We start from the raw sequence: 18,940 nt of genomic DNA, 5'->3' as shown, positions 1-18,940 counted from the left end.
GTTGCGGGTACTGGTAATCAAGACCTCATCCCTGGGCGACGTGATTCATGCGTTGCCGGCACTCACCGACGCGGCGCGGGCGATCCCCGGCATTCAATTCGACTGGGTGGTGGAAGAAGGCTTCGCCGAGATCCCGACCTGGCACCCGGCCGTAGACAAAGTGATCCCGGTGGCGATCCGCCGCTGGCGCAAGAACCTCTGGCAGACCATCAAAAGCGGCGAGTGGCGGCGTTTCAAGCAGCAGATCCAGTCGACCAAATACGACCTGGTGATCGACGCCCAAGGCCTGCTCAAAAGTGCTTGGCTGACCCGCTATGTGCGTGCTCCGGTAGCGGGCTTCGATAAGAACTCCGCCCGTGAACCCATTGCGGCGCGCTTCTACTCGCGACGCCTGGCCGTGGCCCGTGGGCAACACGCGGTGGAGCGTCTGCGCCAGCTGTTCGCCGTGGCGCTGGGTTATGACTTGCCCAAAGGCTTGGGCGACTACGGCCTGAGCACCGAAAAACTGCTCGGCCTGCCGCCGAAAAAACCGTTTGTGCTGCTGTTGCACGGCACCACCTGGGACACTAAACACTGGCCCGAAGCCTATTGGCGCGAGCTGGCTGAGCGCATGGGCCGCTTGGGTGTGGACGTGAAATTACCTTGGGGCAATGCCGCCGAAAAAGCCCGCGCCGAACGCCTGGCCCAAGGCCTGGGCAACGCCGAAGTGCTGCCCAAACTCAACCTGGCCGGCGTCGCTCGGGTATTGGCTGGCGCCCGTGCCTGCGTCGCGGTGGACACCGGTCTCGGCCACTTGGCTGCCGCGTTGGACGTGCCGACCATTTCCCTGTTCGGCCCCACCAACCCCGGCCTGACCGGCGCTTACGGCAAGGGCCAGATTCACTTGGGCAGCGACTGGTCGTGCGCACCGTGTCTGCAAAAGCAATGTACCTATCAACCCACGGCCGACGACCTGCGTCGGTTCGACATCAAGCGCGAGTCGCCCCTGTGCTTTACGCGCCTGAACCCTGAGCGTGTGGCAAGCCGGCTGAGCACGTTGTTATTGGCTGAGGAGCTGCACTGATGCAACTGGCTTTTGTTCTGTACAAATACTTCCCCTTCGGTGGCCTGCAGCGCGACTTCATGCGCATCGCCCTGGAGTGCCAGCAGCGCGGCCATCAGATTCGTGTCTACACGCTGATCTGGGAAGGCGACATCCCGCCCGGCTTCGAAGTGCTGGTGGCGCCGGTCAAGGCGTTCTTCAACCATAAGCGCAACGAGAAGCTCAGTGCGTGGATGGAGGCCGACCTCGCCAAGCGCCCGGTGGACCGCCTGATCGGCTTCAACAAGATGCCAGGCCTGGACGTGTACTACGCCGCCGATGGCTGCTTTGAAGACAAAGCGCAAAACCTGCGCCATTCGCTGTACCGCAGCTTTGGCCGCTATAAGCACTTTGCCGAATACGAGCGTGCGGTGTTCGCCAAGGACGCCAAGACTGAAGTCCTGATGATCTCCGAGGTGCAGCAGCCGCTGTTCATCAAGCATTACGACACCCCGCTGGAACGCTTCCATCTGCTGCCACCGGGCATTGCCCAGGACCGTCGCGCGCCGCCGAACGCGGCTGAAATCCGCGAAGGTTTCCGCAAGGAATTCAACCTCGGCGATGACGACCTGCTGCTGGTGCAGATCGGCTCTGGATTCAAGACCAAGGGCGTCGACCGCAGCCTGAAAGCCTTGGCCGCGTTGCCCTCTGAACTGAAGAAACGTACGCGCCTGTTTGTAATCGGCCAGGACGACCCCAAAGTATTCCAACTGCAAAGCGCCCACTCTTGGGCTGGGCGACAACGTGCAGTTCCTCAAGGGGCGCAGCGATATCCCGCGTTTCCTGCTGGGCGCCGACCTGCTGATCCACCCGGCGTACAACGAAAACACCGGCACCGTGTTGCTCGAAGCCCTGGTGGCTGGGTTGCCGGTGTTGGTTTCCGCCGTGTGTGGCTATGCGCACTACATCGCCGAAGCCGACAGTGGGCTGGTGCTGGACGAGCCGTTTGAACAGGCTCAGTTGAACCAGTACCTCGCGCAAATGTTGACCGATTCTGCACAGCGCGCGGCCTGGGGCCGCAATGGGTTGGCCTTCGCCGAGACGGCCGACCTCTACAGCATGCCGCAGCACGCTGCGGATGTGATTCTGGCGGAGCCAAAACGATGAAGTTGATTCTTGCCGAACCGTTCAAGACGTTATGGGCCGGGCGTGATGCTTTCGCCGAAGTCGAGAAACTGCAAGGCCAGGTATTCCGTGAACTGGCAGCGCGTCGCACGCTGCGCACCGAGGTGGATGGCCGCCCGTATTTCGTGAAGATTCATCGCGGTATTGGCTGGGCAGAAATCTTCAAGAACCTGATCACCGCCAAGTTGCCGGTACTGGGCGCCGGCCTGGAATGGGATGCCATTCACCGCTTGCAGGAGATCGGCGTACCGACCATGACCGGCGTGGCCTTCGGCGAAAAAGGCAGCAACCCGGCGGACCAACACTCGTTCATCATCACCGAAGAACTGGCGCCGACCCTCAGCCTTGAAGACGTGACCCTCAACTGGGCCGCCGAGCCGCCCGCACCTGCCTTGCGTCACGCCCTCACCGCAGAGCTGGCGCGCATGGTCGGCGACATGCACCGGGGCGGCGTGAACCATCGCGACTGCTACCTGTGCCACTTCCTGCTGGACACGTCCAAGCCGATCGACGCGCGTGACATCAAACTCTCGGTGATCGACCTGCACCGCGCCCAAATGCGGGCCCATTTGCCGCTGCGCTGGCGCGACAAGGACCTGTCGGCACTGTATTACTCAGCGCTGGACATCGGCCTGACCCGTCGCGACAAACTGCGCTTCCTCAAGGGCTATTTCCGCCAGCCGCTGCGCCAGATCCTGACCGAGCAATCGGCGTCCCTGAGCCTGATGCAGCGCAAGGCCGACAAGCTGTACGCACGCAAGCAACGCTACGGGGATGCGATCTGATGGCGGGTTGGAACCTGGAACCTGCTTATGCCGCCCTGGCGGATGATTTTGGAAGCCTCGACGCGGTGTTCGCCCTGCAAGGCGAGCGGCTGACCCGCGATCCGTTATCGGAAGTGATCCGGGTGCAGCGCGGCGGGGTCAATTACTACGTCAAGCGCTACACCGGCGCCGGCAAGGGCCTGCGGCGTTATCTGGGCAAGCCGCGGGTAAAGTCCGAATGGCAGAACCTCAAGCGCTTCGCCAAGTGGGGCATTCCCACCGCCGATGTGGTGGCTTGGGGCCTGGAGCGCAATGGCCTGGCCTACGACCGTGGTGCGATGATCACTCGTGAGTTGCCCAATACCGAAGATCTTTCGGTGGTGGCCGAGCGTAAAGATGCGCGCCTGCGCGACCCCAAGTGGGTCGATGTCGTCAGCCGCCAACTCGCCGAGTACACGCGCACGATGCACGACCAGCGCTTTACCCATAACGATTTGAAGTGGCGCAACCTGCTGATCGACGACCAGCAGACCCTGTACCTGATCGATTGCCCTAACGGCGATTTCTGGCGCGGTTTCTGGCTCAAGTACCGCATCACCAAGGACTTGGCCTGCCTCGACAAGGTGGCTAAGTATCACCTGTCGGCTACCCAGCGTCTGCGTTTCTACATGCAGTACCGTGGTTGTCGGCACCTGAGCGATTCGGACAAGCGGCGGATCCGCCACGTAGTGAAGTTTTTCGAGGGACGCGAATGAGTGATTTTCTGGCGGCTGAAGACCGTGCCTTGCTGGAGCGCCACGGCCTCGCGACATTCGACGCGCTGTGGGCCAAGCAACTGGACGCGGTGGACGAGCCCAACACCAGCCGTGGCGGCTGGAGTAGCGTGTTTCGTCTGGAGCTCGATGGCCACGGGTATTACCTAAAGCGCCAGAGCAACTACCTCACGCGCAGCTTGCACCGACCGCTGGGCGAGCCGAGTTTCTCCCGTGAGTTTCGCAATATCAGTCGTTACCGCACGCTGGGTATACCGGCCTTGCAGGCGGCGTTTTACGGGGAGCGCAAGGTCGCCGGTGAACACCGCGCAATGCTGCTGACCCGCGCCCTCGACGGCTGGAATGACTTGGATTCATTGCTGGAACAGTGGCCGCAACTGAGCGACGCCCAGCACCGCGCGATCCTGCTGGCGTGCGGCCAATTGGCGCGCCGGTTGCACAGCCTCGGCCAGGTGCATGGCTGCTTTTACCCCAAGCATATTTTCCTGCAGGCGACCGGCGACGGTTATGCCGCGCAGTTGATCGACCTGGAAAAAACCCGCCCGCTGCTGTTCGGCTGGCGTGATCGGGTCAAGGACCTGGAACCGTTGTTGCGTCGTGCACGGCAGTGGTCGGACGTGCAGGTGCGTCAACTGCTGGCGGCCTACCTCGATCAGCCCGAAGACAGCGCGCTGGTCGCGACCTGGCTGCAACGCCTGACGGTTCGGCGTAGCCACAAGGAGAACCGCTGATGCGCCTGTCCGAGCTGAAAAGCGCCGGCCGCACACCGAGCCTGCCCCTGACCCTTGACCTGGCGGATGCCGCTGGCCCCGGCCAACTGCAACTGCTGAGCCTTTTGCGCGTGTTACCGGGCGAGCGTTACGTGGGCGCGGCAGTCTGGCGCGGGCGTCCGGTGCTGGCCAAGTTACTGGTGGGCAGCAAGGCCGCGCGGCACTTTCAGCGTGAACTGAGTGGCGTACGACTACTGGCAGAACAAGGCCTGACCACGCCGCTGTTGCTCGCCGATGGCCTGCAGGAAGGCGAAGGCGGCTGGCTGCTGTTTGAATTTATCGAAGGCGCCGAAAGCCTGGCCGATGCCTGGCATGCCGTCGAAGGCCTGCCACCGTTGGCTGACGAGCAAACCGCCGTGCTCGCCGAAGCACTGGGCGCGATTGCCCAGATGCACACCAAAGGCTTGTGGCAGGAAGACCTGCACCTGGACAACCTGCTGCGCCAGGACGGCAAGCTGTACCTGATCGACGGTGCCGGTATCCGCGTCGAAGAGGCCGGCAAGCCGCTGTCGCGTAACCGCGTGCTGGAAAACCTCGGCGTGTTTTTCGCCCAGTTGCCGAAAAACCTTGAGCCGTTTACCGAAGAGTTGCTGGTGTATTACCTGCTGAGCAACGGCGAACACGCCTTGCCGCTGGAAGCCCTGGAGAAGCAGGTGCGCAAGGTCAGCGCTTGGCGCTTGAAGGACTTTTTGAACAAGGTCGGCCGCGAATGCACGTTGTTCAGCGTGGTACGCGGCGCCTTTGGCTTGCGCGCGATTCGTCGCGAAGAAGAGGCCGCGATGCTGCCGGTGCTGGAACAGGCCGATGCGCTGCTCGACCAGGGCCACTTGTACAAGACCGGTGGTGCCGCGAGCGTGGCCAAGGTCGAGGTAGCCGGTCGCCCGCTGGTTATCAAGCGCTACAACATCAAGGGCTTTGCCCACTGGCTCAAGCGCTTCTGGCGCCCAAGTCGCGCCTGGCATTCCTGGCGCGAAGGCAATCGCCTGGCGTTCCTTGGTATCGCCACGCCGAAGCCTTTGGCTGTGTTGGAAAAGCGCTTTTTGTGGCTGCGCAGTCGGGCTTATCTGATCACCGAATACCTGCCGGGCCCGGACATCATCGAGCGTTTCGCGCCCTATATTGAACACGGTGATGCACCGGAAGGTGAGCTGCTGGCACTCGACAAGCTGTTTGCCGAACTGATCCGCGAACGCATCAGCCATGGCGATTTCAAGGGCCATAACCTGTTCTGGGACAAGGACCGCTGGTCGCTGATCGACCTCGATGCAATGTGCCAACACACCTCCGCCGCCAGCTTCGCCACGGCATACGCGAAGGATCGTGCGCGGTTTATGCGTAATTGGCCGCAGGACAGTGCGTTGTACAAACTGATTGATCAGCGACTGCCCAAAACCATCGACTGAACACGTGCTTCCCGTGGTGAGCTGTCTTCCTGTGGTGAGTGTGCTTCTTGTGGTGAGCGGGCTTGCCCCGCGCTGGGCTGCGCAGCAGCCCCACTAGAAGCACCGCAATGCTTCAGGTAAATCGCAGCGGCTGGTTTTGGGGCCGCTGCGCAGCCCAGCGCGGGGCAAGCCCGCTCACCACAGTTATGGTGTTCTCCTTAAGTGTTGTGTCAGCAAAAGTGCTAGGGCATTTGTGAGTGAAGAACTACAGCGCTTACACGCGCGGGGCAAGCCCGCTCACCACAGTTATGGTGCTCTCCTTAAGTGTTGTGTCAGCAAAAGTGCTTGGGCATTTGTGAGTGAAGAACGACAGCGCTTTACACGTGGTGAGCGGTCTTCTTGTGGTGAGCGGGCTTGCCCCGCGCTGGGCTGCGTAGCAGCCCCACTAGAAGCACCGCAATGCTTCAGGTAAATCGCAGCGGCTGGTTTTGGGGCCGCTGCGCAGCCCAGCGCGGGGCAAGCCCGCTCACCACAGTTATGGTGCTCTTCTTAAGTGTTGTGTCAGCAACAGTGCTTGGGCATTTGTGAGTGAAGAACGACAGCGCTTACGCACTCAGTATTTTCTATCCGACTGATTTTTATAGATAAAAAACCTGGCATGGCCTCTGCAAAGTCTCCTGGTGAACCCTTTCACCAGCCGCCCGCGGAGTCTTGTATGCCTTCCAGCCTTTCCTCGCTTACCCGTTTGATTTGCCTCGGCGTTGCTGTGCTGCTGGGCCACGCTGCCGTCGTCCACGCTGCCGAAGGCGATGATGCCGTGCCGTCCCTGGCCGGCAAGCGCATTGCGGTGAGCATGACCGGCACCAGTCATTATTTCGATATCAAGGCGTTCCAGGCCCAGGTGGATGAGATCAAGCGCCTGGGAGGTACGCCGATCACCCTCGACGCCGGGCGCAATGACAAGAACCTGGTGACCCAACTGCAAACCGTGGTCACCCAGAAGCCCGACGCGGTGATCCAGACCCTCGGCACCCTCAGCGTGATCGACCCGTGGCTCAAGCGCATCAGCAAGGCCGGGATTCCGCTGTTCACCATCGATGCGCCGTCGCAGTACAGCCTCAATAACACCACTTCGGACAACGTCGCCACCGGCAAAGCCCTGGCCGATCAACTGATCAAGGACGCTGGCGGCAAGGGCAAGATTCTGGTGTTCAACGGCTTCTACGGTGTGCCGGTGTGTGCGATTCGTTATGACCAGTTGAAGCTGGCGCTCAAGGATTATCCGCAGCTGGAAATCATCCAGCCCGAGCTGCGCGATGTGATCCCCAATACCGTGCAGGACGCCTACTCCCAAGTGTCGGCGTTGCTCAACAAGTACCCGGCGGGCAGCGTGTCGGCGATCTGGTCGGCCTGGGACATTCCGCAGTTGGGCGCGAGCAAAGCGTTGATCGATGCCAAGCGCACCGAGATCAAGACCTACGGCGTCGATGGCACCCCCGAAGTGCTGGCGCTGCTCGGTCAGGCGAACTCGCCGGTGGGCGCGGTGGTCGCGCAGCAACCGGCGCTGATCGGCAAGACGGCGGTGCAAAACGTGGCGCGCTACCTGGCCGGGCAACGTGACCTGCCTAAGGAAACCCATGTCGCCACCTTGCTGACCACCGCCGGCAACCTGGCACAGGTTCAACAGTTGCGGGGTGACTGATGGCGGCATTGCACCTGCAACACCTGCGCAAGCGCTTTGGCGCCACCCAGGCGCTGGATGATGCGAGCCTTAAGGTCGAGCGCGGCAGCATCCATGGGCTGGTGGGCGAGAACGGCGCGGGCAAGTCGACGTTGATCAAGATACTCGCTGGTATCCACACGGCCGACGCCGGGCAGGTGAGTATCGACGGCCAGGCCTATGCAGCGCTGTCGCCGCGTCAAGTGGACGCATTGGGCGTGCAGTTCATCCATCAGGAACGCCTGCTGCCCGCCAGTTTTACCGTGGGCGAAGCGCTGTTTTTTGGGCATGAGTTGCGCCGGGGTCCGTTTGTGGACCGGCGGCGGCAACAGCGTGAAGCGCAGCGCCTGCTGACGGAATACTTTGACCTGCAACTGCCGCCCGGTGCCTTGGTCGGCGAGTTGAGCAGCGCCGAACGCCAGGTACTGCAAATCACCCGGGCGCTGATTCGCCAGCCGAAGATCCTGGTGTTCGACGAGCCCAGCGTGGCGCTGGTCAAGCGCGAGGTCGACCAGTTGCTGCGCATCGTCAAGCGCCTGCGCGACCAGGGGCTGTCGATCCTCTACATCTCCCACTACCTGCAGGAAATCGACAGCCTGTGCGATGACGTCACGGTGCTGCGCAACGGTCGGGATGTGGCGGTGGTGCAGCCACGGCACACGTCGAGCGCAGAGATTGCACGGCTGATGGTCAACCGCGACGTGCAGGAGATGTACCCCAAGGCCAAGGTCGAGTTGGGGGCGCCGCTGTTGCAGGTGCGCGGGCTGAGTCTGGCACGGCGTTATCGGCAAATTGACCTGGAGGTGCGGCGCGGAGAAATCGTCGGCCTCACCGGGTTGGTCGGTTCCGGCGCGAAGGAATTGTTCAAGACGCTGTTTGGTGTCGAGCGGGCCGACAGCGGCAGTGTGCATCTGGACGGGCGCTTGCTGCGCCTGCGTTCACCGGGCCAGGCGATTGCCGACGGCATCGCGCTGGTGCCCGAGGAACGGCGTAGTCAGGGCATCTCGCCGGTGTTGTCGGTGCTGGAAAACCTGACACTGGCGGGGCTCTCGCGGTTCAGCCGCTGGGGCTTGCTGAGCCGGCGCAGCGAGCAGACGGAAACCGCGCGGTTGATTGAAGAGCTGGCGATCAAGACGCCTGGGCCTCACGCCGCCGTTAGCCAACTGAGTGGGGGTAATCAGCAGAAAGTCGCCCTGGGTAAATGGCTCAGCCGCCGCTCGGCGGTGTACCTGCTGGATGAGCCCTGTGTGGGCGTGGACGTGGGCGCCAAGGTGGAAATCTATCGCCTGATTGGGCGCCTGGTAGAAGAGGGCGCAGCGGTGTTGGTGCTGTCATCGGATTTGCAGGAATTGCTGGGGATCAGTGATCGAATCCTGGTGCTGCATCGCGGCGAGATTGCGGGTGAATTTCGTGCGGGGGAGGCTGACAGCGATCAGTTGCTCGCCTGTGCTACAGGCGCCGTGCCCGCTGCTGCTGTGCCGATGCGGGAGGTCGAGCATGCTTGAGGTACTACTGAGACGGGGGTCGGTGGGCGTATTCCTGGCAATTTTGCTGGGGTTTGCCCTGGCGGCGCCGGGGTTTCTGTCGCTGGGTAACCTGGCCAATGTGTTCAGCCAATCAGCGATTCTCGGCGTGCTGGCCTTCGGGTTGACCTGCGTGATTATCGGCGGCGGCTCGAATGTGCTGGCCGGTGGGCTCGACCTGTCGCTGGCGGCCAATCTGGGGTTGTGCGCGGCCGTGTTCAGCCGCCTTAACAATGCCGGGCTGGAGCTTTGGCTCACCCTGCTGCTGACCTTGGGCTGCGGCCTGGCAGTCGGTCTGGTCAACGGCTTGGCCGTGGTGTTGCTGCGCTTGCCGCCCCTGTTGGCCACACTGGCGAGCATGAATGTGCTGGCGGGACTGGAATTGGTGCTGACGGAAAATACCGTGGTTTCCACCGACTCGCCGTTGCTGGACGTGCTCAGCGGCGGCACTTGGCTGGCGGTGCCGGCACTGGCCTGGGTGTTGCTGCTGACGGCCGGGTTGCTGACCCTGTTGGTCCAGCATTCGGCCTACGGCCTGCGTCTGCATGCGGTGGGTGAATATCCCCAGGCGGCGCAAGCAGCGGGCATTCGCGTACGGGCTTATGGGGTGTCGAGTTACGCGCTGTCTGGCCTGTGCGCTGGTGTGGCGGCGTTATGTTCGGCAGCGTTTTTCAGCGGCAGCACCACGGGCTCCGGTGACATGTTGCTGTCGGTGGTGGCGATTGCCTTTCTGGGCGTGGTGTTTTCGCGGCGGCTGGTGGCAAGTATTCCTGGGACGTTGTTGGCGGCGTTGCTGATCGGTTTTCTGATCAATGGATTTCAACTGCTCAACCTGTCGATTTTCTGGGTCAACGGTGTGCAGGGCGTGCTGATCCTGCTGGTGGTGGCCGCGTCCAGCGCATTGAATCGGGGAGCCGGCTCATGAACCCACGCGTTTTACTGCCGTTGACGTTGCCGCTGGTATTCGCGGTGATCGTGTTGGTGTTTGCCTTGCAGGCGCCGGGCTTCCTGAGCGGCGGCAACCTCAAAAGCCTGGTGCTGAATAACTTCGTGCTGCTGGCGATTGTCGCCATCGGCATGACATACGCCGTGGCGGCCGGTGGCATCGACCTGTCAGTGGGCACGGCACTGGATTTCGCCAGTTTCAGTTTTGTGGTGTTGCTCAATGATGGGCATGGATGGGCAGTTGCCGCGACCGGGGCGTTGGTCGCGGCCCTGTTGGTCGGTGTGGTGAATGCGGGGTTGATCGCCGGCCTGCGGATCAGTCCATTCCTTGCCACCCTGGGCACGCTGTTTATCGGCACCAGTGCCCAGCAATTGCTCTCGGACGGCGGCCAGCCTATCTACATCAGCCAGGGTGTGAAGCCTGAACTGACCGGCCTTACGCCTTTGCTGATCGTGCTGGGACTGGCATTGCTCTATGGCCTGGCATTGGCGCGCGGACGCCTGGGCCGCGAGCTCCTGGCCCAGGGCACCCAGCCGCTGCTGGCGTATTACTCAGGCTTATCGGTGCAGCGAATCGTCACCGTCGTGGCCTTGGCGACTGCCTTGGCCTGTGGCGTGGCGGGGGTGTTGCTCAGTTCGACGGTCAGCGCCTATGTGCCGCTGTCGGGCAATGCGTTTTTGCTCAATGCCATCGGCGCGGTCTTTATCGGCACCACCTTGAGCCGGCAGGGGCGGGCGAATGTTCCCGGAACCCTGCTGGGGGTGTTGTTTATCAACGTGATCGCCAACGGCTTGCTGCTGATCGGCTGGAATTTCTACTGGCAGCAAGTGGCGACCGGCGTGCTGATTTTTGTGGTGCTGGCGTTCAGCTTTGCCAGTCGCCGGTTGCTGGAATCCCGCTGATCAGAACTGGTACTCGGCACCTGCGCCGGCGTACCACGAGCGGCCCGGTGCCGCTTCGTAGTAGCGACCGTTGCTGTCGCCGACGATGACTGAACCGACGTACTGGCGGTCCAGCAGGTTGTCCAGGCGCAGGGTCTGGTGGAAGGTCCAGTGCTCGACTTTCTGTTCGAAGCGCGCGCGCCAGTTGAACACGCTGTAGCCCGGCGCGGCGTGCTGGCTGTTGGTGTCTTCGACGTAGACCTTGCTGCGGTACATGCCCTCGATGGCGGTGCTCACCCAGTCGCGGGGTTTCCAGTTGAGTTCGGCGAACAGCGTGGTTTGCGGGACGCCAGGGAGGTAGTTGCCCTTATCGACGGCGGTACTGGTGCCGCTGACGAAGTCGCTGTCGTAGGTGGCTTGCAGGCGGGTATAGGCGAGGCTGGTGGTCCAGTGTTCGGCGAGTTGGCTTTCGAGGCCCAGTTCGAAGCCGCGGCGCAGGGTGCGGCCGGCGTTTTGATAGGTGGTGCGACCGCCGCTGGATTGCTGCACCACCAATTCATCTTCGGTGGTGATCTGGAATACGGCGGCGTTGAGGCGTGTGTCCTGGCCGATGCGTGCCTTCAGGCCTACTTCATATTGCTTGCTGACTGAAGGCTTGAGCGCGAAGTTGAAGCCTCTGGATGTGCTGGAATACGCCGATTCGGCCTGGGTCGGGGTTTCGAAGCCTTTGCCCGCGCTGACATAGCCGTGCAAGTCGGGGGTGAAGGCGTACATGACACTGACTGACGGCGTGTTCTTCTGGTAAGTCTTGCTGCCGCTGTCGTTTCCGTCGCTGAGGAAGCGGTCATCCACCTCCATTTTCATGGTGCTGTGACGCAAACCGGCTTGCAGAGTCCAGTCGCCCAGCAACCAGTTGGCTTGCACGAACGGGTCGAGGCTGGTGGCGGTGTCGATTTCATCGCGGCCCAAGGCGCCTTTGACGCCGTGCACGCCGTTGACGGTGTTGGAGTAGCCCTGGCGATCATCCTCACTGCGGTCGTAGTCCAAACCTGTGATTAGGGTCAGGTCGCCAGGGGCGCTGGCAATGGGTTGCAGCCAATGGACGGAGCCACCGTAGAATTTTCGGTCGAAGGCGACCACGCCGCCGCGAGCGTTGGCGGGATTGGCAATGCCGCTGGTGAACCTGTCCGGAATCGACAAGTACTGAATCACACTCCTACGCCCCGTATAGGCATTTACCTGCAACGTCGCATCGCCGATGTAGCGCTCGTAATTCATCCCCAATTGCTGGTGATCGATGCTTTTGCGCGTGTTGTACGTCAGCGCATTAATGCTCACCGAGCGCGGGTCCGCTTTGTACGCTTCCCACGTTTGCCCCAGCGGGTCCTGAGTGCCGTTCTGTTCCAGGCTGCTGTAGATCAGCGCCAGTTTGCTGTCGTCATCGGGCTGGACATTGAGCTTGGCAAAGGTCTGGTCCCGGCGTGCGCTGCTGTGGTCGCGGTAGCCGTTGGTGTCCATGCGCGAGGCGTCGAGCACAAAACCTGCGCCGTTGGTCGCGCCTTCGGCGCTCAGGTGGTTTTTGTTCAGGCCGTCGCTGCCGATCAGGGTTTCGGCGCCGATACGTGGCGGGCCTTCGCCGTCGCGGGAGAACATCTGGATCACGCCGCCGGCGTTGCTGCCGTACAAGGTGGCGGCCGGTCCGCGCAGCACTTCGATGCGTTCGGCGGTGTCGAGGTTGAATGTGGCCGCCTGGCCCTGGCCATCCGGGGTGCTGGCGGGGATGCCGTCGGCGATCAACTTGATGCCGCGCACGCCAAAGGCCGACCGGGCGCCAAAGCCGCGTGAGGAAATCTGCAGGTCCTGGGCGTAGTTCTGGCGGTTCTGCACCACCAGGCCGGGCACGCGGGACAGGGCTTCGGAGGCGTTGATACCCAATTGGCCGTCGCTGATCTGTTCGCGGCTGACACTGTCCACCGAATACGGCAGGTCGAACGTCGGGCTGGCGCTGCGCGAGCCGGTGACCACGCTGGGATCGAGGACCAGGGGCGCATCGTCGGCCAGGGCGGTGGTGCACAGGCCTAGCAGCAGAACAGCAAGGCGAGTGGGGATAATTGGGGTCATGATGAGGCCGGGTCTATGGCGCAACGCGAGTGATTGGCGTAGGCGTAAAAAGTGCGAGTTTAACGATTCAACCCTTGTTTTGCCGAATTCGTTGCAACTGGTCAGAACCGGAAGCGTCCTACGCTAGGCGTCGGTTCCGGATGCCTGAGCCGCGGTTTTCGCAGTGCTAGCTTTTCGCTCCCTGAATTTAAAAGAAGAATTGGATATGCGGACCCCTATCGTGCGGTTGTTAGTGTTGGTGGGCATGACGTTAATCATGGGCGGCTGCGGAACGGTCACCACGGTGTTTCGTGGTGATGACGTCACCGTGCGGGAACTCAAGGGGAAAAAAACCTATTGTCAGTCTGTTCCGCGTGTCTACAGCGGCGTGGCGTATGACTTGTGCGTGCTGCATGGGCCGGCGAATTCTGCCGATGGGCTTTCGCTGAACGGAATTCCCTGGGCTGTTCTCGATGTGCCGGTATCCGGTGTTCTCGATACGCTCATCCTGCCCTACACGATCTACCGGCAACGTGCTGACGGGAGTGTTGAGCTTCGCTAACCCCTTGCGGCTAGCAGTTTCCCATCATTTTTAAGCTATAATCCCGCCCTTTAGCTGTTTCCTGCCCAGGTGGGAAGCACACTTTTTTCAGGCGCAACCCGCCTGCATGCAGACTAAAAGAGGCTAGACCCCAGTGGCATTGACGATTCTTGGCCTGTCCGGCGCCCTTAGCCATGATCCTTCCGCAGCCTTGTATATCGACGGCAAGCTGATCGCGGCCGCCGAAGAAGAGCGCTTCGTACGCGACAAACATGCAAAGAACCGCATGCCCTACGAATCGGCGAAGTTCTGCTTGGAACAGGCCGGTATCAAGCCTTCCGACGTTGACGTGGTAGCGATCCCGTTCGCCCCGATCAGCCTGTTCGGCGAGGCACGTTGGCACTACGCCAAGCGTTACTGGTACGCCCCGGACCGCGCCCTCGACGCGATCCTGATGGGCAACCGTCGCTACAAACGCTATCGCAACAAGATCGTCTGGTGCCTGGAGCAACTGGGCTTCGATCCGAAGAAAATCAAGATCGAACCGGTTGAACACCACCTGGCCCACGCTTCCAGCGCCTACCACTGCTCCGGCTTCCAGGAGAAGACCGCGATCCTCGGGATCGACGGCAAGGGTGAGTACGCCACCACGTTCTTCGGCTACGGCGAAAACGGCAAGATCCACAAGATCAAGGAGTTCTACGATCCGGACTCCCTCGGCGGCCTGTACGGCGCGATCACCGAGTTTCTCGGTTTCGAGATGCTCGACGGCGAGTTCAAGGTCATGGGCATGGCGCCGTACGGCGACGCCAGCAAGTACGACTTCTCGCGCCTGGCCTCCTTTGAGAACGGCGAGCTGGTGATCAACACCGACTACGCCAACGTCATCGGCCTGCGCCGGTATAAAGAGAAGGGCAAGGGCTTCTACTTCTCGCCAAAACTGATCGAGTGGCTGGGTCCGAAGCGCGAAGGCGACATCGCCGACGAGCCTTACATCCACTACGCCGCGAGCATGCAAGCGCTGTTCGAGAAACTGGCCTTGCAGATGATCGACCACTATCTGGGCGACATCCTCAAGGACACCGGCAAGCTGGCCTTCGCCGGCGGCTGTGCACTGAACGTCAAGCTGAACCAGAAGATCATTGCCCGCGACGACGTGAAAGAGCTGTTCGTGCAGCCTGCGTCCGGCGATGCCGGCACTGCGGTTGGCGCGGCGGCCTATGTGTCCCACGCCCGTGGTGTGCCGGTGGAGAAGATGGAGCACGTCTACCTCGGCCCGTCCTACAGCAACGAAGAGGTGATTGCTGCGTGCGCCAAGCACGAGAGCAAACCGGTGTGGCGCAAAATCGAAAACATGCCCAAGCGCATTGCCAAGATCATGGTCGATGGCAACCCCGTGGCCTGGTTCCAGGGCCGCATGGAGTTTGGCCCGCGTGCGTTGGGTGGTCGTTCGATCATCGGTTGCCCAAGCGCGACCGGCGTGGCTGACCGCATCAACCACCAGATCAAGTTCCGCGAGCGCTGGAGGCCTTTCTGCCCGTCGATGCTCGACACCGTGGCCCCACAGATGATCAAGGTCGATCACCCGGCGCCGTTCATGACCTTCACCTTTGAAGTGTCGGAAGAATGGAAGACCCGCGTACCGGAAGTGGTCCATGAAGATGGCACCTCCCGCGCCCAGGTGCTCAAGCGCGAATACAACCCGCGCTACTACGACATGATGAAAGAGCTCGAAGTGCTGACCGGCAACGGCGTGTCCCTGAACACCTCGCTCAACCGTCGTGGCGAAGCAATGATCTGCTCGCCGAAAGACGCGCTGGACATGTTCTTCGGCTCCGACCTGCAGTACCTGATCATGGAAGACATCCTGGTCGTCAAAGACGGCGTGGACCCTTATGACGCGCTCGGCTGACCGCCACGTCCTGCAGTTCTGCCATGGCTATGACGGGCCGTTCCTGGACTGCGCACGGCAGTACGCGAGTCTGTTCGCAGGCTCTGGCTACAAAGTGACCACGGTGTTTCTCACCGGCGTCGCTGACCCTGCTGTAGCGGCCGGGTGTGCGTCCGATGAAGTGTTGTTCATGGAGTTCAGCTCCAAAGCCATTCGTGGCTTGAAGCTGGGTGCCATCCGTGAACTGCGCAAGATCGCCGCGTCGCGCAATTTCAGCTTTTGTATCGCCCACCGGTTCAAGCCGATCTATATCGCCTTGCTTGGCACGCGGTTGCCGGTCATCGGCGTGCATCACGCGTTCGGTGATTACCTGCGCGGCAGCCGTAAGCTGTTTGCCGGGATCTTTCGCAAGCGCCTGAGCTTGCTGGGGGTTTCCGACGCTGTGCGTGATGACATGCGCCGCTGCCTGCCGGCCTGGCCCGCTGCGCGCATCCAGACGTTGTATAACCGCATTGATGTCGACGCGTTGCAGGCCATCCAGGTGACTGTGGATGAGGCGCGCGATGCCTTGGGCCTGTCGCCGGATGAGTGGGTGGTCGGCAATGTCGGCCGCCTGCACCCGGATAAAGACCAGGCCACGCTGCTCAAGGGCTTTGCTCTGGCATTGCCGCACTTACCGGCCGAGAGTCGCTTGGCGATCCTTGGCACCGGGCGCCTTGAACAAGCGCTCAAGGATCAGGCTCGTGAGCTGGGGATTGCCGACAAGGTGCTGTTCCTCGGCCAGGTGCCGGATGCGCGTCGGTATTTCCGCGCGTTCGATGTGTTTGCCCTGAGCTCCGATCACGAACCGTTCGGCATGGTGCTGCTGGAGGCCATGGCAGCCGGCGTACCGTTGCTGGCCACGGCCTGTGGCGGCGCGAAGGAAGTGGTCGAAGGCGTCGGTATTCTGTTTCCCTTCGGCGACGCCGAACATCTCGCGCAGGGGCTGCGGCACCTGGCCGGGATGGATCAGCACCAGCAACGGCAGTGTGCCGAGATGATGCTGGAACGCCTGCGTACGCGTTTCTCGGATCAGGCGGTACGCGATACCTTCTGGCAACTGCCGCACGTTATTGAACTGACCGCGGGGGCTTGATGCTCAATCGATTTCAAGGCTGGCGCGAGCGCGGCTGGTCCGTCGTCGACGCGCGTGCGTACAACGACGCCTGGCAACGTTTTGGCGGCAGTGTCGCGACCCATCCTCAAGTGATCGAACGTCTGGCCGGGTTGGCCGATATCCCGGTGCGTTACCTGGCCTGGGAGCAGGGCGGTGAACTGCAGGCGTGCATCGCCACCTGGGGCCGCGACCTTGCGTTGTCCAAGGACGTACTCAAACAAAAGGGCAAGAAAGGCCTGTTTGACTTGGGTAACGCCGAGTTGATCCTGCCGGCCGCCGCGAACACCCAGGCGCCGTTGCGCCACCGCGCACGCTACCTGTCGGTCCTGAACGAAGGCCGTTTCAGCGGCCTCAAGCCCCAGGCCGAGCAACTGGCCATGGCCCGCACCCCGGAAGAACTGTCGAAGAAATTCCGCTATAACCAGCGCCGCGAACTGCGTTTGCTTGAAGAGGCAGGCGGTGTCGTGCGCCCTGTCAGTGAGTTTTCCAGTCAGGAATTGGCCGCGATCTACTGCGATCTGTTCCTGCGCCGCTGGGGATTTGTCGCCACGGGCGCCGAGCGTATGGCTGAAGTGATCGAGCTGTTGCGCGAGTGGCTGATCGGCTCGGTTATTTTTCTCAACGATGCGCCCATCGCTGTCCAGTTGGTGTACCGGGTCGAATCGCCCGAGTGGATCAGCGTGGAGTACGTCAACGGCGGTGTCGACCCTGAAACCCGCGCGTTCAGCCCGGGCAGCGTCCTGAGTTTCCTCAACACCCAAAGCGCTTGGGAACAGGCGCGTGAAGTCGGCAAGCCGCTGCGCTTTTCCTTCGGGCGTGCCGACCGTGAGTACAAGGACCGTTGGTGCAACCCCGTGCCGGTGCTGACCGTATGAGCCGCAAACAACAATTGCTCAAGCGCCATCGGCGCAACAAACGTGTCGCCGTATTGATCGGCCTGTTGCTGCTGGTGGTGATCGGTGTCTGGGTTGCCTGGTGGCTGCCGCTGGTACTCGGAGTGCTGGCCTGGATCGCCCATGAGGCGTGGTTTGCCGACCATCTGTTTTATGCCCCCAGCGAAGACTATCAATACCGTTTTTCGGCGGAAGCCGAAGTGGCTGGGGTTCGCTTCGAAGGCGGGCAGCTGCGGGTTGATTCACCCCTGCAAGCCGATGCGACCTTGGTATTGGCCATCAAGATCAAGAGCGGTTGGTTAGGTCGCTTTCTGGATCCGGCCGTTGAGATTACAGGCGGTGACAGCACTGATCGCCAGGCTTTCGAGCGCGGTGTGAACGGCATTCGTTATCTCAATCTCAGTGGTCTGGCGCCTGCCCTGGCGGCGGGCGAGCTGCGTTTGCGCGGGCGCTTTTGCACGTTGCACGGCGCGCCCCGGTTGTGGGCCTGGGGCAATCCGGAGTATTCAAAACAGCGGGTGATGGTCATCGCGCCCCATGCCGACGACGCCGAGCTGGCCGCTTTTGGCTTATACAGCCAGGCTGAAAAACCGTGGATCGTGACCCTCACCGCCGGTGAAATCGAAGCCGAGCATTATCAGCAAATGGGTCTGGACCCGGTCGAAGCCTCGCGTACCAAGGGCCGCCTGCGCGCCTGGGACAGCATTGCCGTGCCGCTTTGGGCCGGTGTGCCGCAGGCGCATTGCGTGCAGTTGGGCTACTTCTGCCTGCAACTGCCGGCGATGCGCGCAACGCCTGATCAGCCAGTGGCCTCGCGCGAAGCTGAGCTGTCGGATATCCGCCTGTTTCGCCAGTTCAATCCGTTCCCGTTGCCGGCGGATGTTGACGGCCTGCCGACCTGGAACAACCTGCTGGCCGATCTGCGCCAGTTGCTGCTGACGGCACGTCCCGAAGTGATCGTATTGCCGCATCCAGTGCTCGACCCTCACCCAGACCATATCTGCGCGCAGCAAGCGGTGGTCGAGGCGTTGCAAGGGTTGGAATGGCAGCCAACCGTCGTACTGGGTTACGCCAACCATCTGCATGACAACGACCGCTGGCCCATGGGTGACGCGGGTGCCGGTATTGCCTTGCCGCCGCTGTTCGACGATACGCTTGAGCTACGCCCGTGCAGCCTGCCACTGTCGTTGGCGCAGCAGCGTGACAAAGCCATGGCGCTGGGCATGATGCATGACCTGCAGCCCGCTCCGCCGTTCAAGCGTCGTGTGCGCCGCTGGCTGCAGCGGTTGCTGGCGGGCCGGGCGCGGTCGCCTTATGGTGAGAACGAATTTTTCCGCAAAGCCGTACGACGGCATGAGTTGTTCTGGCGTTTGTGAAGGCATTTGTGAAAGGGA

Annotated in this window: 15 protein-coding genes and 1 pseudogene; 15 read left to right on the top strand and 1 reads right to left on the bottom strand. The window is 61.9% G+C overall.

Features of this window, described 5'->3' with window-relative positions; all coding sequences use genetic code 11:
- Position 1 precedes the first annotated feature (1 nt).
- The 10 genes and pseudogenes from waaC (at position 2) to ACVWXD_RS22285 (ending at position 10,986) form a co-directional block, all read left to right on the top strand.
- Complete coding sequence (waaC, locus tag ACVWXD_RS22330) at positions 2–1,063, top strand: lipopolysaccharide heptosyltransferase I (protein WP_032890371.1); 1,062 nt, start codon at positions 2–4, stop codon at positions 1,061–1,063.
- Positions 1,063–2,188, top strand: a pseudogene (locus tag ACVWXD_RS22325) (glycosyltransferase family 4 protein). The gene waaC and the pseudogene ACVWXD_RS22325 overlap by 1 nt, the downstream one beginning before the upstream one ends.
- Positions 2,185–2,991, top strand: a complete 807-nt coding sequence (rfaP, locus tag ACVWXD_RS22320) for a lipopolysaccharide core heptose(I) kinase RfaP (RefSeq protein ID WP_032890375.1) — start codon at positions 2,185–2,187, stop codon at positions 2,989–2,991. The pseudogene ACVWXD_RS22325 and the gene rfaP overlap by 4 nt, the downstream one beginning before the upstream one ends.
- Positions 2,991–3,725: a lipopolysaccharide kinase InaA family protein gene (locus ACVWXD_RS22315; protein WP_095186097.1), complete on the top strand. Its 735-nt coding sequence runs from the start codon at positions 2,991–2,993 to the stop codon at positions 3,723–3,725. Before rfaP ends, ACVWXD_RS22315 begins: the two co-directional genes overlap by 1 nt.
- Positions 3,722–4,474: a lipopolysaccharide kinase InaA family protein gene (locus ACVWXD_RS22310; protein ID WP_122764219.1), complete on the top strand. Its 753-nt coding sequence runs from the start codon at positions 3,722–3,724 to the stop codon at positions 4,472–4,474. The genes ACVWXD_RS22315 and ACVWXD_RS22310 overlap by 4 nt, the downstream gene beginning before the upstream one ends.
- Positions 4,474–5,916, top strand: a complete 1,443-nt coding sequence (locus ACVWXD_RS22305) for a lipopolysaccharide kinase InaA family protein (RefSeq protein WP_339483409.1) — start codon at positions 4,474–4,476, stop codon at positions 5,914–5,916. Before ACVWXD_RS22310 ends, ACVWXD_RS22305 begins: the two co-directional genes overlap by 1 nt.
- Before the next feature lie 694 nt (positions 5,917–6,610).
- Positions 6,611–7,597, top strand: a complete 987-nt coding sequence (locus tag ACVWXD_RS22300) for a sugar ABC transporter substrate-binding protein (RefSeq protein ID WP_032890384.1) — start codon at positions 6,611–6,613, stop codon at positions 7,595–7,597.
- On the top strand, positions 7,597–9,120 hold the full coding sequence (locus tag ACVWXD_RS22295; protein WP_457371331.1) for a sugar ABC transporter ATP-binding protein: 1,524 nt from the start codon (positions 7,597–7,599) through the stop codon (positions 9,118–9,120). The genes ACVWXD_RS22300 and ACVWXD_RS22295 overlap by 1 nt, the downstream gene beginning before the upstream one ends.
- On the top strand, positions 9,113–10,063 hold the full coding sequence (locus ACVWXD_RS22290) for an ABC transporter permease (protein WP_457371330.1): 951 nt from the start codon (positions 9,113–9,115) through the stop codon (positions 10,061–10,063). Before ACVWXD_RS22295 ends, ACVWXD_RS22290 begins: the two co-directional genes overlap by 8 nt.
- Positions 10,060–10,986 (top strand): ABC transporter permease, encoded by a 927-nt coding sequence (locus ACVWXD_RS22285; protein ID WP_457371329.1) that lies wholly within the window; start codon positions 10,060–10,062, stop codon positions 10,984–10,986. The genes ACVWXD_RS22290 and ACVWXD_RS22285 overlap by 4 nt, the downstream gene beginning before the upstream one ends.
- Here ACVWXD_RS22285 and ACVWXD_RS22280 read toward each other — a convergent pair whose 3' ends face one another.
- Positions 10,987–13,086, bottom strand: coding sequence for a TonB-dependent receptor family protein (locus ACVWXD_RS22280; protein ID WP_457371328.1), 2,100 nt, complete (start codon positions 13,084–13,086; stop codon positions 10,987–10,989). It lies immediately after the preceding gene.
- Positions 13,087–13,291: 205 nt separating this feature from the next.
- Here ACVWXD_RS22280 and ACVWXD_RS22275 point away from each other — a divergent pair, with 205 nt between their 5' ends.
- The 5 genes from ACVWXD_RS22275 (at position 13,292) to ACVWXD_RS22255 (ending at position 18,922) form a co-directional block, all read left to right on the top strand.
- The gene (locus ACVWXD_RS22275; RefSeq protein ID WP_099602043.1) at positions 13,292–13,627 is read left to right on the top strand and encodes a YceK/YidQ family lipoprotein; all 336 of its coding nucleotides are present in this window, start codon (positions 13,292–13,294) and stop codon (positions 13,625–13,627) included.
- A 133-nt stretch (positions 13,628–13,760) separates the two neighbouring features.
- Positions 13,761–15,518: a carbamoyltransferase family protein gene (locus ACVWXD_RS22270; RefSeq protein WP_095186089.1), complete on the top strand. Its 1,758-nt coding sequence runs from the start codon at positions 13,761–13,763 to the stop codon at positions 15,516–15,518.
- A complete protein-coding gene (locus tag ACVWXD_RS22265; RefSeq protein WP_339483401.1) occupies positions 15,502–16,632 on the top strand; it encodes a glycosyltransferase in 1,131 nt (376 codons plus the stop codon). Before ACVWXD_RS22270 ends, ACVWXD_RS22265 begins: the two co-directional genes overlap by 17 nt.
- On the top strand, positions 16,632–17,528 hold the full coding sequence (locus ACVWXD_RS22260; protein WP_032890397.1) for an antimicrobial resistance protein Mig-14: 897 nt from the start codon (positions 16,632–16,634) through the stop codon (positions 17,526–17,528). The genes ACVWXD_RS22265 and ACVWXD_RS22260 overlap by 1 nt, the downstream gene beginning before the upstream one ends.
- Positions 17,525–18,922 carry a PIG-L family deacetylase gene (locus ACVWXD_RS22255; protein WP_122764213.1) on the top strand — a complete coding sequence of 466 codons (1,398 nt, stop codon included), beginning with the start codon at positions 17,525–17,527 and terminating at the stop codon, positions 18,920–18,922. The genes ACVWXD_RS22260 and ACVWXD_RS22255 overlap by 4 nt, the downstream gene beginning before the upstream one ends.
- Positions 18,923–18,940: the final 18 nt, after the last annotated feature.

Source organism: Pseudomonas sp. TE3911, from assembly GCF_054062775.1.
Note: the sequence above shows the minus strand (reverse complement) of the source record. Positions and strands in the feature narration are given on the sequence as shown.